The organism is Rothia sp. HMSC065C03, from assembly GCF_001837295.1.
GTDB lineage: Bacteria > Actinomycetota > Actinomycetes > Actinomycetales > Micrococcaceae > Rothia.
The window spans coordinates 699825-715322 of sequence record NZ_KV832006.1; the positions used below are offsets into that span (position 1 = coordinate 699825).

11 protein-coding genes are annotated in these 15498 nt (G+C 64.5%); 2 read left to right on the forward strand and 9 right to left on the reverse strand.

The window, feature by feature from the left end:
* Positions 1–2 precede the first annotated feature (2 nt).
* Complete coding sequence (locus HMPREF2605_RS08400; protein WP_070847960.1) at positions 3–3020, forward strand: alpha/beta fold hydrolase; 3018 nt, start codon at positions 3–5, stop codon at positions 3018–3020.
* 33 nt (positions 3021–3053) lie between these two features.
* Positions 3054–4310: an NAD-dependent epimerase/dehydratase family protein gene (locus HMPREF2605_RS08405; protein ID WP_070847963.1), complete on the forward strand. Its 1257-nt coding sequence runs from the start codon at positions 3054–3056 to the stop codon at positions 4308–4310.
* A gap of 161 nt (positions 4311–4471) precedes the next feature.
* Here the strand turns inward: HMPREF2605_RS08405 and mutM are convergent, their stop codons facing one another.
* The 9 genes from mutM to HMPREF2605_RS08450 form a co-directional block, all read right to left on the reverse strand.
* Positions 4472–5557 carry a bifunctional DNA-formamidopyrimidine glycosylase/DNA-(apurinic or apyrimidinic site) lyase gene (gene mutM / locus HMPREF2605_RS08410; protein ID WP_070847966.1) on the reverse strand — a complete coding sequence of 362 codons (1086 nt, stop codon included), beginning with the start codon at positions 5555–5557 and terminating at the stop codon, positions 4472–4474.
* A 75-nt stretch (positions 5558–5632) separates the two neighbouring features.
* Entirely contained in the window at positions 5633–6322 is a 690-nt protein-coding gene (rnc, locus tag HMPREF2605_RS08415) for a ribonuclease III (protein WP_070690551.1), read from the reverse strand.
* Positions 6323–6338: 16 nt separating this feature from the next.
* Positions 6339–6542, reverse strand: a complete 204-nt coding sequence (gene rpmF, locus HMPREF2605_RS08420; RefSeq protein WP_005505656.1) for a 50S ribosomal protein L32 — start codon at positions 6540–6542, stop codon at positions 6339–6341.
* Positions 6543–6572: 30 nt separating this feature from the next.
* A complete protein-coding gene (locus tag HMPREF2605_RS08425; protein ID WP_371441068.1) occupies positions 6573–7175 on the reverse strand; it encodes a YceD family protein in 603 nt (200 codons plus the stop codon).
* 227 nt (positions 7176–7402) lie between these two features.
* The gene (gene coaD / locus HMPREF2605_RS08430; RefSeq protein ID WP_060824643.1) at positions 7403–7879 is read right to left on the reverse strand and encodes a pantetheine-phosphate adenylyltransferase; all 477 of its coding nucleotides are present in this window, start codon (positions 7877–7879) and stop codon (positions 7403–7405) included.
* 110 nt (positions 7880–7989) lie between these two features.
* Positions 7990–8637: a 16S rRNA (guanine(966)-N(2))-methyltransferase RsmD gene (gene rsmD / locus HMPREF2605_RS08435; protein ID WP_070605418.1), complete on the reverse strand. Its 648-nt coding sequence runs from the start codon at positions 8635–8637 to the stop codon at positions 7990–7992.
* 88 nt (positions 8638–8725) lie between these two features.
* Entirely contained in the window at positions 8726–12469 is a 3744-nt protein-coding gene (locus HMPREF2605_RS09320) for a helicase-related protein (RefSeq protein WP_083324873.1), read from the reverse strand.
* Positions 12466–13791, reverse strand: coding sequence for a DAK2 domain-containing protein (locus HMPREF2605_RS08445; protein ID WP_070847972.1), 1326 nt, complete (start codon positions 13789–13791; stop codon positions 12466–12468). The genes HMPREF2605_RS09320 and HMPREF2605_RS08445 overlap by 4 nt, the downstream gene beginning before the upstream one ends.
* A gap of 276 nt (positions 13792–14067) precedes the next feature.
* The gene (locus HMPREF2605_RS08450; protein WP_070847975.1) at positions 14068–15423 is read right to left on the reverse strand and encodes a thiamine-phosphate kinase; all 1356 of its coding nucleotides are present in this window, start codon (positions 15421–15423) and stop codon (positions 14068–14070) included.
* Positions 15424–15498: the final 75 nt, after the last annotated feature.

A 15498-nucleotide genomic window follows, 5' to 3' on the forward strand; every position in this document is an offset into this window, starting at 1 on the left:
GCATGCGCCATTTGAACTTCCCTAAGGCTCAGCCCCCGTATAACCCGGAGGAATGGGCGGGCGTGAACCCGCGCTACTCCCACCTTCTGGAGGTGCCCACCTCCGCCCCCATTGAGCAGCGGGCGCAGCAGGCTGGCGCGCGCCGCTGGCACTACCTGGATAACCTTCCGGTGCTGGTCGAGCAGGGTTTGGAGCCGATTGGCACGATTCTGTGCGTGCACGGTAACCCGACCTGGTCGTACCTGTGGCGTACCGTGCTGGATGCGGGCGTGAATGAGCGCGCCCCGTGGCGTGTGGTTGCGGTTGATCAGATTGATATGGGTTATTCGGAGCGCACCCACCTGGATTTGGAGGGTGAGCGCCGCACCCTGACCGACCGTATCGCTGACCTGGGTGATTTCACGAAGGCGCTCGGTCTGGATGAGACCGATAAGCCGCTCGTGACTCTCGCCCATGACTGGGGTGGGCTGGTGTCCTTTGGTTGGGCGCTGGAGCATCGTGAGATTCTTTCGGGCGTGATGCTGACGAACACCGCGGTCTACCATGACGGCATTGAGAATATCCCTGCCGCCCTGCGCCTGGCGTTGGGTGTGCACGAGTGGGGTACTCACGATTCGACCGCGTTTATTGATGTGACCTTGGGTTTGGCTCAGAATGAGGGCCGCCTGCCCGCGCCGGGTTCTGCCGGTGCCGGGGCGCTTGATGGTGCCCTGCCGCAGCCGGTGGGCAAGCAGCCTAAGCGCCTGTACCCGAGCCCTCTGAACGAGGCAATTTACCGTACCTACCGTGCGCCGTACGCTCATTCGGCGTGGCGTGAGGGTGTGCGTAATTTTGTGGGCGATATTCCGACCGGTGCCGATGTTCCCTCGTACGCGCCGATGCAGCGTATTGCCGAGCAGATTCGCGGTCTGGATGTGCCCGCGTTCTTCCAGTGGGGTACGAAGGACCCGGTGTTCCAGCGCCGCTATCTGTTTGACCTGATGGAGCGCATGCCGCAGGCGAAGGTGCACCGCTACGAGAAGGCGTCGCACCTGGTCATTGAGGATTACGATATTGCCTCCCCCATGATTTCGTGGCTTGCGCAGACTTTCGGCACAAGGGAGGATGGCGCTCTGGTGCCCCCGCACAACGTTGAGGCGGAGCATCGTGCCGCCCGCGCGCGCCGCCACGGTCTAGTCGCTGGCGAGGGCGCTGTTGAGGGTGCTGAGGGCACCGCCGCTGATGGTACCGTTCCCGCGGCGTTCCGCCCCATGCTCGCGGCCCTCACCGAACGCGCCGACGACGCCTCCACCGCCGTGGTGGACATGGACCCCAAGGGCGACGGCACCTCCGTGTCTGTAACCCTGACCTGGGCTGAGCTGAACCAGCAGGTCAACGCCGCCGCGACCCGCCTGCACGCCCTGGGTGTGCGTCCGGGCGACCGCGTGAACCTGATGGTGCCTCCAGGTGCCCGCCTGACCACCCTGATTTACGCCTGCATGAAGCTGGGCGCTGTCATTGTGGTGGCTGATACCGGCCTGGGTATTCCGGGTCTGACTCGCGCATTGAAGGGCGCTAACCCGAGCTTCCTGGTGGGTATTCCCGCCGCGCTCAGTGCCGCCCGTACCCTGCTGTGGCCGGGTGTGCGTATTTCTGTGGAGCCGCTGGGTTCGGTGCAGGAGAAGCTGTTGGGCGTTGCCGGTTCGGTGTTTACCGCGCCCGCCGCTGACGGTACTCCGGGTGCTCCCGTGCCCACCCCGACCGTGGTGGAGTTCCCCTCCCCCGTGCCGGATGCTGATGCGGCGGTGCTGTACACCTCCGGTTCGACCGGCCCGGCTAAGGGTGTGGTGTACACGCAGCGTCAACTGGCGGGTATGCGCGATGCCATTGCGAATACGTACGGTTTTGCGCCCGGTAGCGGCCTGGTGGCTGGCTTCGCGCCGTTTGCACTGTTGGGCCCGGCACTGGGTGCTACCAGCGTGACCCCGACGATGGATGTGACCCGCCCGAAGACCCTGACGGCTTCGGCATTGGCGTCGGCTGCGGCGGCTATTGATGCGTCGGTCGTGTTTGCATCCCCCGCCGCCCTGGTGAATGTGGTGGCGACTGCCGATGAGCTGAACGCTGAGCAGCGTGCGGCGTTGGCTAAGGTTCAGACCGTGCTGAGTGCTGGCGCGCCGATTCCCGTGCCGCTACTGGAGGCGCTCTCCGCACTCGTGCCGAACGCCTCCCTGCACACCCCGTACGGCATGACCGAGGGTCTGCCGGTGACCGATGTGTCTTTCGAGATGATTCGCCAGGCGATTGCTGAGGGCACCCCGAATGCTGCCGGTGAGGTGCTTGACCCGTTCGCCCGTGACGGCGTGTGCGTTGGTTTCGCGGTGTACGGTGCGGCGGTGGCTATTGCGCCGCTGCTGCAGGACGGTTCGGTCGCGGATGAGCTAACCCATGAGCCGGGTGTGACCGGTGAAATTCTGGTCTCGGCACCGCATGTGAAGGACCGCTACGACACCCTGTGGGTGACTGAGGAGCAGTCCATTAGCACTCCGGGTTGGCATCACACCGGTGACGTCGGCCACTTGGATGCTTCGGGTCGCCTGTGGGTTGAGGGTCGTCTCGCGCACGTGCTGCTGACTTCGCAGGGTGTGCTGACCCCGGTTGCGGCTGAGCAGTCCGCCGAGTCCCTGCCCGAGGTGCGCCGCGCCGCCCTGGTCGCGGTGGGCCCTGCCGGTACTGCCGCACCGGTGCTGGTCATTGAGGCGTCCGCAAATACTGCCGCGTTGGAGGCGCGCCAGTCGGCATCGGGTCTCAAGCGTGCCCTGCTCGATCGCGTGCCCGGCGCTCGCCGCTTCCCCATTGCGGAGGGCGTGGCGCCCTTCGAGCTGTCGCAGCTGGTGCGTCAGAAGGTTACCGAGGATACCGGCGTGGAGCTAGCCGCGGTGCTGGTGGTGCACGAGCATCCGACCGATATTCGCCACAATTCGAAGATTGACCGCCCCGCCCTGGGCGAGTGGGCGTCGAAGGTCCTTGCGGGGGCGTAAGCGCCTGCCGGATCCCTAAATCTAAGGAGTATGATGTCCCCTCATTCTTCGCGTGAGTCCTCTTCCCACGAGCCCGCACCCCGCCAGTCTGCGTCCCGCCTGTCTGCGTCCCGCCTGTCGACTGCGCATGCGGTGACCTCCCCGACGGCGCGGTTCCGCAAGCCTGCGCAGCCGCTGGCGGCGCGCTACACCGACCCCGCCCCGCGTTCGTTGCGCCCGGTTGAGGAGCCTGATTTCGCGCCGCGTATTGGCGAGCGCATCCTCTTTACCGGTGCGAGCGGCCTGCTGGGTCGTGAGAGCGTTCTGGCGTTGTTGCGTGCCGGCTATGATGTGCGCGTGTTTCAGCGTGGCGATTCGGGTATTGCGGCGCTTCTGCCCGATTCGATTCGCCCGCGTTTTGAGCAGGTGCGCGGCGATATTACGAACGCGCAGGCTGTGGATCTGGCGATGACCGGCGTGAACGGCGTGGTGCATGCCGCGGCGAAGGTTTCGGTCAGCGGCGAGTGGGCTGATTATGAGCGCATCAATATTGAGGGCACTCGCACCCTGTTGCAGGCGGCGCTGAACCATTCGGTGGGTTCGTTCCTGTACATTTCGTCGCCGTCGGTGGCTCATGCCGGTGCGGCGATTGTGGGTGATGGTGCCGGCGTGGCGTCCCCGGAGCATGCGCGCGGTAACTATGCGCGTTCGAAGGCTGCCGCTGAGCTTCTGGCGTTGGAGGCGAACGGTACTCCCCTGCCCGGTGGCGGGGTTTTGCGTGTGGGTGCGTTGCGTCCTCACCTGATGTGGGGTCCGGGCGATACCCAGCTGGTCGAGCGTATTCTGGAGCGTTCCGCCGCGGGCCGCCTGCCGCTGCTCTCCGGTGGTACGGGTCTGATTGACACGCTCTACATTGATAACGCCGCGGACGCCGTGGTGCGCGGCTATCAGCGCCTCGACGCTTTTGCGGGTCGGGCTCTGGTGGTGACGAACGGTCAGCCGCGCACTATCGCTGAACTACTCGGTGGTTTCTGTGAGGCGGTGGGCGTTCCCGCCCCGCGTTTCTCGGTTCCGGCGAAGGTTGCAGCCCTGGCGGGTAAGGTCATTGAGCGCGTCTGGGAGCGTCTGCCGAAGAACGTGACTGCCGGTGATGAGCCGCCGATGACGGAGTTCCTCGCCGAGCAGCTGTCGACCGCACACTGGTTTGATCAGCGCCGCACCCGTGAGCTGCTGCAGTGGGAGCCCTCCGTGTCGATTGAGGAAGGCTACGAGCGTCTGGGCTTGTTCTACGGGGACAGGTACAAACGATAGGTACAGCCGCTAAGTTGCTTCTTGTCGGGGTTGGCTTTCGGGTTGGCTCCCCCTCCCCTGGTTTATACAACTGAGGTTTAAACGAATGACGGCGTAGCTACATCCCCCTATGGGAGGAACGTAGCTACGCCGTCATTCGCATACCTAGCGTGAGCCTTTATCTAGCGAGAACGCGGCGCCCGCTGGCAGTGCGGGCAACGGTAGGACGAACGGTTCTGGAACGGTTCGCGCACCATCAGGGAGGTGCGGCCCGCCTCCGCGCAACGGTGGCAAGGCTCCCCGGCACGACCGTAGGCGTTCAGCGAGCGCTCAAAGTAACCAGACTCCCCCAGCACGTTCACGTACAGGGCATCGAAACTTGTGCCGCCAGCCGCCAGGGACTCGCGCAGCACCTGCGTGACCGCCTCCAGCAGTTCGCGGGTTTGCGCGGCACTGAGGGTGCGTGCGGACTTCGCGTAGTGCAGCCGCGCACGCCACAGCGCCTCGTCGGCGTAGATATTGCCCACGCCGGAGATCACCGACTGGTCCAGTAGCACCTTCTTAATGCCGCTGGAGGTGCGCAGGAACTTGCGGCGCACCGCCGCGGGGTCGAAGAATTCGTCCAGCGGGTCGCGGGCAATGTGCTTGACCGCCTCCGGTACTAGAAAACGCTCAGATACCAGAAAACGCTCCGGTACTTCACCCGGTGCTGCTTTATTCGTTGCAACCGCTGCGGGTACGTCCGGTACCAGCGGGCTGAGGAACATGCCGCCGAAGATGCGCTGGTCCACGAAGAGCAACCGCTGCCCGGTGCTCGCCCGGTTGGTGCTCGCCACGCCGCCGGTAGCTCCCGTGTCACGGGTAGCTCCCGCCGGTCCTAGCTCGAGCGCCACGCGCAGGTGCCGCGGCTGTTCGTCAAAGGCCGCGCGAGCCTCCGCATCATTACCCGAGTCACCATCCAATTCATTGCCAGATTCGCTGCCCGGCTCATCGCGGACGAGCAGCTGACCGCTCATGCCCAGATGCACCACGAGCGCCTCGTCGGCAAGCGTGCCGTCCGCCTCGCTCAGGGTCAGCCACAGATACTTGCCGCGGCGGTAGGCGCCGCGCAGCGCCCTTCCGGTGAGTGCCGCCTCAAAGTGGGCGGGACCGGGCAGGTGTCTACGTAGCGAACGGGCATCGACCACGCGCACCGCCTGCACGGGCCGACCCAACGAATGGTCGGCTAGACCTGCGCGAACGGTTTCCACCTCGGGCAGTTCGGGCATGGTTCCCTCCAATCAGCGGGGCTGCAGAATCAAGAGCCCGCAGAGCTAACAGACCTGCAGGATGCTTGATTGAGCCTAAACCAGGATGCGGTACGCCTGCTCAGCGGCAAGGCGCTCCGCCTCCTTCTTGCTCGGACCCACACCGGTACCGGCCTGCTGGTTCGCCACAATAGCGACCGCAGTGTACACGCGCGCGTGGTCGGGGCCCTCGCCGGTGACCTCGTAGCGCACGTCTCCCCAGCCGCGGGCGGTGGCGAGGTTCAGCAGCTCGGTTTTCCAGTCGCGTCCAGAGTTCAGGACCTTCTCGTCGTCGAGCAGCGGCGCAATCAGGCGCAGCACCAGGTCACGAGCCGCCTCGCGACCGCACTCCAGGTAGGTCAGGCCAAAAATCGCTTCCATGGTGTCGGCAAGGATCGAGTCCTTATCGGCGCCGCCGGTGTGAATCTCGCCCTTACCGAGCAGGATGTACCTACCCAGATCCAGGTCGCGTGCCACCTTCGCCAACGCCACAGTCGACACCACCACGTGGTGCAGCTTCACGAGCTCGCCCTCGGGCAGGTCAGGGTAGCGTCGGTACACTTCTTCAGCGATCGCCAGGGAAAGCACCGAATCGCCCAGGAACTCCAGGCGCTCGTTATGCTCCACCCCGGGGTTCTCGAAGGCGTAGGAGCGGTGGGTTAGGGATAGCAAAAACGTCTCGGCGTCGATATCGACCCCGAGACGTTTACGCAACTCCCTAGTATCAACACTAGGAAATTCAGTCATAAGGATTCACCGCTTCTTAGGCGTCTGCAACCTTACGGCCCTTGTACTCCAGGAACAGGGCGTTGCCTGCAGCGTCGGTTACAACCTTTGCCTGGTGGGGCAGGCTGTAGGTCACGCGACCGTTTTCAACGGTCTTAACCAGCTGGGGCACGGATGCCTTCCACTGGGAACGGCGTGCGCGGGTGTTAGCGCGGGACATCTTGCGCTTGGGAACAGCCACAGCTATCTCACAATCTCTAGTAACAACAATTTAGTTTTCGGTATCTGCACTGAGCAGGCCCTGTAGGGCCGACCAGCGCGGATCCAACACCTCGTGATGATGCCCGGGGTCATCCTCCAGGCGCGCACCGCAATCGGCGCACAGACCCTGGCAGGTGTCCCTACAAACAGGCTGGAACGGCAGTTGAAGGATTACTGCGTCCCGCAGAGCCGGTTCAAGGTCGATGGAATCATCCTCAACGGCGTACTGCTCATCTACTTCGTCTTCGGGGCCGCCAGCCGGGGCCTTCTCAAAGACGAAAAGCTCTTGAATATTGGCCGACATCTCGTAATCAATCGGATCCAAGCAGAGGCTACACTCGCCGTGTACATCCACAACGACGGAGCCGGTAACTAGGATACCATCAACAACAGACTCCATACGAATATCGAGGTCAATATCCGAACCCTCTTCCACGCCGATGAGCGCGTTACCCAGGTCTGCCGGTGCGGGCAGAACCTCAGTGAGAGTTTCCATGGTGCCGGGGCGGTGAATCAGGTTAGTAACCGATACCACCAGCGGCGATGCGTCTGCACGTGAAATGGCGTTTCTCCTTACGAAATGTATAAACCAAAGTCCCATTTTAGGGGTCATTCGCACCGTTAATCAAGATTAAGCGCCTTTTAAATCTCTTTAAGTGGCGCTCACCTCTTAAATATCCCCTTAAGGAGGCGCGGCGCGGCACTTAACCGGCCGGTCGGGGCTACTGCTGGGGGACTTAATTGCCCGGTCGGCGGTGCGAGTTATTCTGCCGGGGCCCTGCCGGTGGGCATGTCGGGCGTGTCGGATGGGCGCGCCCGCCGGTTTTGCCGGGCTCTCTACTAGGCGTTTTTCAGGGCGCGGGCGACCGCCTCCGGCACGAAGGGAGTCACGTCACCACCCAGCGACGCCACCTCACGAATAATCGTGGACGACACCGCACCGTAGCGGTCCTCACCCGCCAAGAACACCGTCTCAACCTGCGCCAGGTGGCGGTTCATGCTTGCCATCGGAGCCTCATAGCTGTAGTCCGTCGCCGAACGCAGACCCTTCACCAGCACCTTCGCGCCGCGCTCCGCCGCGTACTCGGCAAGCAGCACGCCTGGCGGAATCGGCTCCACGCTCACGCCCTCAATGCCGAGCTCCTGCAGAGACTCACGCACCAGCTGCACGCGCTCCTCCAGGGAGAAACGGTACTTCTTGGAGCTATTGTGCGCCACGCCCACAATCACCTCGTCAAAGAGCTGAGCGGCGCGGGCAATGATTTCCAGGTGGCCGTGGTGCACGGGGTCAAAAGATCCGGGGCAGAGGGCAATCATGGCGGTCCCTTCACGAATAAATATCGGACGTTGGAATGAGTAGATGCGGGAGGGTTAGAGGGGTTGAGTTCGCGGGGGTTACGCGAGCGCAGGGTTACGCGAGCTCGGGCTTAGGCTGCGAGCTCTTCAGCGTCCTCGCCGGGCTCAAGGTTCGCGCCGGGCTCGTCGCCCGCCTGTTCCTCCGCTTCGTCAGGCTCCACGTAGTAGAGCACCGTCTCGCCGTGCTGGCGGGTCGAAAAACAGTACAGCCCCTCGCCCCACACCGGCTCGGGGTCGCGCGAAGAACGCTCCACCACGACCACGGCACCCTCGGCAAGCTTGGGGGTCAGCGCCTCCAGCAGCTCGCTGACCTGCTCGTTCGGCATGGCGTAGGGCGGGTCAACAAACACCAGGTCCCACGGGCCGGAGGCGGACTTCACGTAGGTCAGCGCCTGAGACTGCTGCACGCGCGCCGCAGAGCCGGTGCCGGTGCGACCCATTGCTTTCTCCACCGCGGCAACGTTCTTGCGAATCACCGCAACAGCCTTCGGGTACGTGTCCAGTAGCGTCACGGAGGCGGCACCGCGCGAGAGCGCCTCGCAGCCCAGCGCGCCCGAGCCGCCAAAGGCGTCCAGCACGCGGGCGCCACGAATAATGTCGTAGCTCTCCAGCTTCGAGAAGAGGGATTCCTTCACCCGGTCGGTGGTGGGGCGAGTATTATCCCCCGGAACCGAGGCAAGGCGAACGCCTCCGGCGGCACCGGAAATAATACGGCTCATAGGTCTCTCCTCTTAACTAGTGCGGTGTGTTGCAGTTGTTTTTGTGCGCGGGCAGTTCAAGGGGCGGGTCTTCTCCCCTATCGGGCGCCTATCCCCTACCGAGGAACGCCTCACGGTCAGCGTCCAGGGCACGATCAATCGTACGCGCCAAAGACGGATGCTTAGCCAGCGTCGGGTCCTTCTCCACCACCGAGCGGGCATCCTCGCGGGCACGCTCAATAATGTCGGCATCGGCGAGCGCCCGCAAGAACCGCAGGGTGCTCTTCGAGCCCGATTGTGCAGCACCCAGAATATCACCCTCACGGCGCTGAGCCAGGTCGATGCGGGAAAGCTCAAAGCCGTCCGTGGTGGAGGCGACCGCATCCAGACGCTCGCGGGACACGCCACCCTCCTCCTGGCGGGTGACGAGCAGGCAGGTGCCCGCGTAACCGCCGCGACCCACACGGCCGCGCAGCTGATGCAGACCCGAAATGCCGAAGCGGTCGGCGTCCATGATGATCATGAGCGTGGCGTTCGGGACGTTCACGCCCACCTCAATGACGGTGGTGCTGATGAGCAGGTCAATTTCGCTGCGCTCAAAAGCGGTCATGACGGCGGTCTTCTCCGCCGGGTCCATGCGGCCGTGCAGGGTGCCGATGCGCACGCCGACGAGGGCATCCTCCGCGCTCAGGTAGGAGTACATGGAGGCGACCGAGGTCAGCTGAACCTTGCCGTCGCTGCTGGCGCTACCGCCCTGACCGAAATAGCCCTGCGCAGTACTGCCCGCACCGTTCAGGCTGGATGCGCCAAAGAACGCCGCGCCCTCCTCCATGCCGTCGCCGTCCTCCCCAATTTTGGGTACGACAACATACACCTGGTGGCCCGCATCGATTTCTTCGCGGGCGCGCCTCCACAGCCGGGATGCCCAGGCGGGCTTCTCGGCGAGGGGCACCACGTGGGTCGAGATTTTCTGTCGACCGGCGGGCAGGGTGTCCAGCACGGACACGTCCAGGTCACCGAACACGGTCATGGCGACGGTACGCGGAATGGGCGTTGCGGTCATGACCAGGCGGTGCGGCAGGGCGCCGTCGGTGCCGCGCAGGCCGTCGCGCTGTTCCACGCCGAAGCGGTGCTGCTCGTCCACGACGACCAGGCCCAGGTCGTGGAAGCTCACCTCGTCGGAGAGCAGGGCGTGGGTACCAATCACGATCTGGGCGGTGCCGTCGGCAAGCTCCTGCAGTACCTGGCGCTTAGCACGAGTACCCATGGAGGCGGTCAGCAGGCACACGCGCACACGACCGGATTCTTCCCCGCTCCCCGCGAGAGTTCCCTCAGCAGAACCGTCAGCATCTTCGGGTGCCGCCATATCCCCCAGGATGTCCAGCACCGAACGCAAATGCTGCTCGGCGAGCACCTCGGTCGGGGCGAGCATCGCGGACTGGCCGCCCGCGTCGGCAACCTGCAGCATGGCGCGCAAAGCCACCACGGTCTTACCGGAACCCACGTCACCCTGCAGTAGGCGGTTCATGGGCGATTCACTCGACAAGTCGGCGGCAATCTCAGCGCCCACCTTCTGCTGCCCCTCAGTCAGCTCGTAGGGCAGAACCTTCAGCAGCTGATCGGCGAGGCCACCCTCCACCGCGGGGCGCGGCTGGGTCAGGTGCGCGGCACGCACCGAATGCAGGCGGGCGAGCGCGCTCTGCAGCACGAACGCCTCGCGGTAACGCATCTGCGCCTGCGCGGCACGCCACGTGTCCTCCGAGTCGGGGGTGTGCAGGGCGCGGTACGTCCACTCCAGCGACGGCACCTTTCGGGCGCGACGAATCGTGTAGGGTACCGGGTCTTCTAGCTCTTTGAGCGGCACCTTTTCGAGCAGTTGCTCCATGTACCCGGCGATGCGGTCGGTGGGCAGCTTCACGGGGGCGCGGTAGACGGGCACGGGGGCGGTGGCGGCGTCGGTGACGTCCGCGCCGGAGGCGTCCTTCGAGAGCAGGGCGTAGTGCGGGTTGGTGAGGGTGTACTCGCCGCGGTAGATGCCGACCCTGCCGGAGAACATCATGGTTTCGCCCTCGTGGATTTCACGGGCGGCGGTCCAGGCGTTGAAGAAGGAGAGCTTCATCTGCGAGCCAATGAGCGCACCCACACCGGGGTTCGTGCTCGGGCTGGGTGCGGGCACGCCAAAGAGGCCTCCCTGCACGAAGCTATCCTGTGCAAAACTATCCTGGCCGTAGCTATCTGCGTAGCCGCTATAGGAGGCGGGCTGGGCTCCCCTGCCTTGGGCGGTGTTAGCGAGCGCGTTAATGCGCGGGTTGTGCATCCCGGTCGCCTGCCAATTCTGCGCGGGCACACCGGATACGCTGGATGCACTGGATGAACCGGGTCGGTTAGCTCGTCCGGGCACCACGGATACGGGACCGCCAGCCCCGTAACCAGCAGCACCAAAACCGGCAGGTGCGTCCTGCCCGGTTGCGTCGGAGAGCCGGTCGGTGATGGTCACTTCCGTGATTTTGCCTCGGCGTGCCGCCATGGTTCGGGTGCTCACGTGCACCACGCGGGCAATGATGGTGACGTCCTGACCTTCGACGAGTTCGGCGAAGGAGCTGAGCTCACCGCGCGGCAGGTATTTGCGCGGGAAGTATTCGAGCATCTCCCCGACGGTGTGCAGATCCAGATGCGTGGCGATTGCCTTGGCGCTGGGTGCGGGCAGGTACTTTTTGAGCGGCGCATTTTCGATGCGGTCTTCGGAGGCGTAGCGCGCCAGGGCACGGCTTTTAGCCTCCGCGGCGGCTGATGTGGAGGCTGCAGTGGGCTTCTCAGCCGCAACCTTCTTGGAAGCGGCCTTCTTCGCGGAAGTCTTCTGGGCAGGAGCTTTTTTCGCAGGGCTTTTCTGTGCAGTGGTTTTCGGCTTTGCCGGGGTTTTCTGCGCAGGGGTTTTCTGCGCAGTGATCTTGGAATCAGCTACCTTCTTCGCCGGGGCTTTAGAGGTGCCCGATTCTTTGGCGGTCTCAGCCGGCGCCTTCTTGGTGGTCTTCTTGGTCGTAGCAGGTTGAGCGGCAGGCGTGTTCTCTGCGGAAGCCGTTTTCTTCGCTACGGTCTTGTTGGTCGCGGGCTTTTCAGCTTCTACCTCGGGCGTGCTCTTCTCCGCAACGGGCACCTTCTGCGCAGACTTCTGCTCGCCCTCTTCGCTCGCTTTCGATACCTTCTGCGGGCGCGCCGAAGCAGCCCGCACGGGAGCTTCACTCTCCTGCGGGCTCGGTTCGTTCTGAACTAGTTCTTTCTGGGCAGGTGCCTTCTGAACCGTCTTCATCTGGGTAGGGTTCTTCCGCGCGGGCGCTTTCTGAGCGGGCGCTCTGCGGGTTGACTTCCTCTGGGCGGGATCCTCAGTCTGAGGCGCTCCCGGCTGCGCCGCCTGCCGCGCCGCCAAAGCAATATCGACCAGCTCGTAGAGAGCGTCATCGGTCATGGTGTGCGCGGCGGGACCCAGCGAATGCTTGAGGGCCTTGAGTGCCTTACGGTAGGGCGCGCTGGCGCGCTGTTCCGCGCGTTCGCTCAGTTCGACGCGGCTCACCTCTCCGCGGGCGTAGGCGGCAAGATCGCGCACGGTCAGCTCGGCGGTGGTGCGGAGCTGCTCATCGCTCAGCAGCGGCGCGCCCTTTGTCGCTCGCTGAGCTCGGGTCACAGGCTTAGTACGGGTCACAGAGGCGGCGCGGGTAGGCTCGACAGCCGTTGACTCCATGGGCTCACCCTGCGCATCCTCAGTCTTCGCAGGCTTAGTTTTGACCGGAGCAGACTCAGGAAGACCCAAGTCCAGGGCTTCCTGCTGCGGGTTTACGGAACGTCGGGCGGGGCTCATGCTCCGCCCTCCGCACCGCACGAGTGGTCGGCGTGACGACCATCCGCCAGGGAGGAAATACGCTCATCCGACCACTGACCGTAGCCCATAATCAGCTCGCGGGCGGGGTCGATGTCGGGCACGTGCACGTGCAGCGCCCAGAGTCCGGCCGCCATGTCCAGGGGCGTAATGAGCAGGCTGTCGCCCATGGCTTCAAGTTCGGGGCGCAGCTGCGCCAGGGCGAGGGGCTCGCAGGTCAGCGTACCCATGAGCTCCCAGCCGCTCTGCTCCGCGTGTTCTGCGTGCTCGGCAGGTTCAGCGCCCGCCTGTTCAGAACCCACTCGTGCCGCAGAACCGGCTACAGAAGTCACACCGGCAGAGGGGGCACGCAGCATGGACTCCACCTGCGCCTCGTTCAGTGTCGCCCCCTCCCAGCGCGGGTTGGAGTGCACCACGGCAAGGTAGAAGCCGAGCGCGCCGGCATCCACGAAACCGGCAAGCTCGGGTGAGGGCGGGAACTGTGCGGTACGTTCCAGAGCGGCACGCATCAGCGCACGTCGACGCTCTTTCAGCACCTCGTCAGTAGCTTCTGCGTCCTGCGATGCATCATAGTGTGCATCCAGGCGGGCGAGTTCCACCATGACCGACAGCATCGTGGAGGGCACCATCTGCTCCCCCACGCTGGCACGAATACGCTCAGCCGCGAACGCCATCGCGCGCGCCTCCGCGTGGGCGTACTCCAGTTTCACTTCGCGGTGCTTCGGCAGGGAACCGCCAGCCAGCACACGCTCGTAGTCTGCTTCCAGGGCGCGCACGAGCGGCAGCTCATCGGCTGCGTCGCCGAGCTCCCGAGCGAGGTTTCCGGGCAGGAACCAGTAGCTACGCACCGCCTCCAGCGCCCAGGCGCAGAGCAGAGTACCGGAGTTGCCGCGCGCCACGCGGGATGCGCGCATAATCGCGTGCTCGTAGATTCCGCCCAGCTGAATCCACAGGTGGGCGAGGGTTTCCTCTTCGGATGCGCCCGCCGCCTCGGGCACGCACGCGCCCTCCCCGCCAGGATTTTTGCCAGAGGGAAGAACCTCACTGGGCAGACTCTCACTGGGCAGAACCTGCTCCATGCCCCGCTCAAACTCTTCGGTCAGGGTCAGCAGGGTATGGGCGATATTGGAGCCGGTGTCTTTATCGGGCACAGGGAACCCGTTGAGTTCGTTGAGCGCCTCGCGGTAGCGTTCGATGGTGGTGCGGGCGGCGGTGGACCACGCTACGCCGAAGCGGTAGGCGCGCACGCAGGCGCGGCGGTAAATCTCGCGTTCTTCGGTGCGCTGGTTCTGTTCTGCGTTCACGCTACCCTCCTTGTAAGTTTCGTCGGTTTCGCGCGGTTCTCGGCTGATTTCTCAACTAGTTCCGGCTGAGTTTGTGGCTAGTTCCCGGCTGAGTTTGTGGCTAGTTCCCGGCTGATTTCTCGGTGCCCGCGGCACGGACAGAATCCAGCCTATTTCGTACTTCTATTCTAGGCAATTTCGGTTAAATGTACGGTATTGCCCGTCGTCTATCCCGCGGGATGAAAGCCCGGACTAAACTTACAAACCGCACGCACCTCGCGGCACTCGGTGGAACTCCTACGCGGAAACCCCGTAGTGTTCCCAACCCATGCCGTCCAGGGAGCGGCCGTCCATGACCACCGCCGCGCCGGTCACCGCATTGTGGCGGCGCTCAACACCGTAGAGCTCGGCGCTCAGACCTCGCTCCGGGGCATCCGCAACGCAGGTACCCAGGGGCACAAACTCTTCGGGCACCTCACCGGGGAAGGTCGCCAGCAGGCCGTGGTCCTCTCCGCCAACCAGCACGAAGGTGCGCGCCAGGGATGCGGGGCTCTCCCCCGCCTCGTTGCGCTCACCAATCGCCAACAGCAGGCGCGCCAACGGTAGCAGCGGCTCGGCGAACGCATCCACGGCGGCACGGTCGAGGCGCATCTGCACCCCGGAGGCGGCGGCAACTCGCCCGGCGTCCTTTACGAGTCCGTCAGAAAGATCCAGCATGGAGCTTGCCTGATGCTGGCGCGCCACCTCACCGGCGGGGATGGGGCTGACCGGGTGGTGCTGCGATGCGACGGCGCGCTCGCAGACCGCAATCATGTGCGCGGCATCTTCCGGGGTGAGGGTGCGGGCGAGCTCGATAAGCCCCTCGGGAAGAACGCCAGTAGGAAGAGCGCCAGTACCTTCAGCTTGCCGCTGAGCCCACGCCTGAGCTACCGCCCCCAGCACCGCCTCAGCATCCTGACCTGCGGCGATGGCACGCAGTAGTGCCGTAGCGGGCAGGGAGAGCGGGTTGAGCAGCAGGCGCAGACCGGCATCGGACCAGGCGGTACGCCCCGCCAGGGCGATAGTGTCGCCGGGGCGTGCACCGGAGCGCAGCACGGCGCGGTCCGTGTAGCCGAGGGCGGTGACGGTCACCGACATTTCGGTGGAGTCGCCAATATCGCCGCCGCCAATCACGCATTCGGTGGCTCCGCAGGCGTTGATTCCGTCCACAATGCCGTGGGCGAAGCCGTCAATCCAGCCGTAAGGCGTGCTACCGGGCAGGCTCAAAGAGATGAAGAGGCTCGCCGGGCGCGCACCCATGGCGGCAACGTCGGCAAGGTTCTGGGTCGCGGCTTTGCGCCCCACATCGTAGCCGCTACTGCGGGCGGGTTCCAGATTGAACTCACCGGCCTCACTCGTCTGGGCAATACCGCCGGGCCAGAGGTTCATAAAGTCCTGGTCCTCAACGAGAGTGTCGGTGGTGACCACGGTACGCTGACCGGGCGCGGGCTCGGCGAGAACGGCACAGTCGTCACCGGGACCCACCTCGAGGGGTTCGATGCGCCCCGCCTGGCGTGCCGTTGCGGCAACCTGCTCGTTGTGGGCGTTGATAATCGGCATGAAAGCGCGCAGAACGCGGGACTCCCCCAGCTTTGAGAGAGGTGTCTCTCGCATGGGGTTGTCCCGCGTTTCGCTAAAAGTCTGAGGATTCACATCCTCTATTATCGCGTATTCCACGCGTTATGTTCG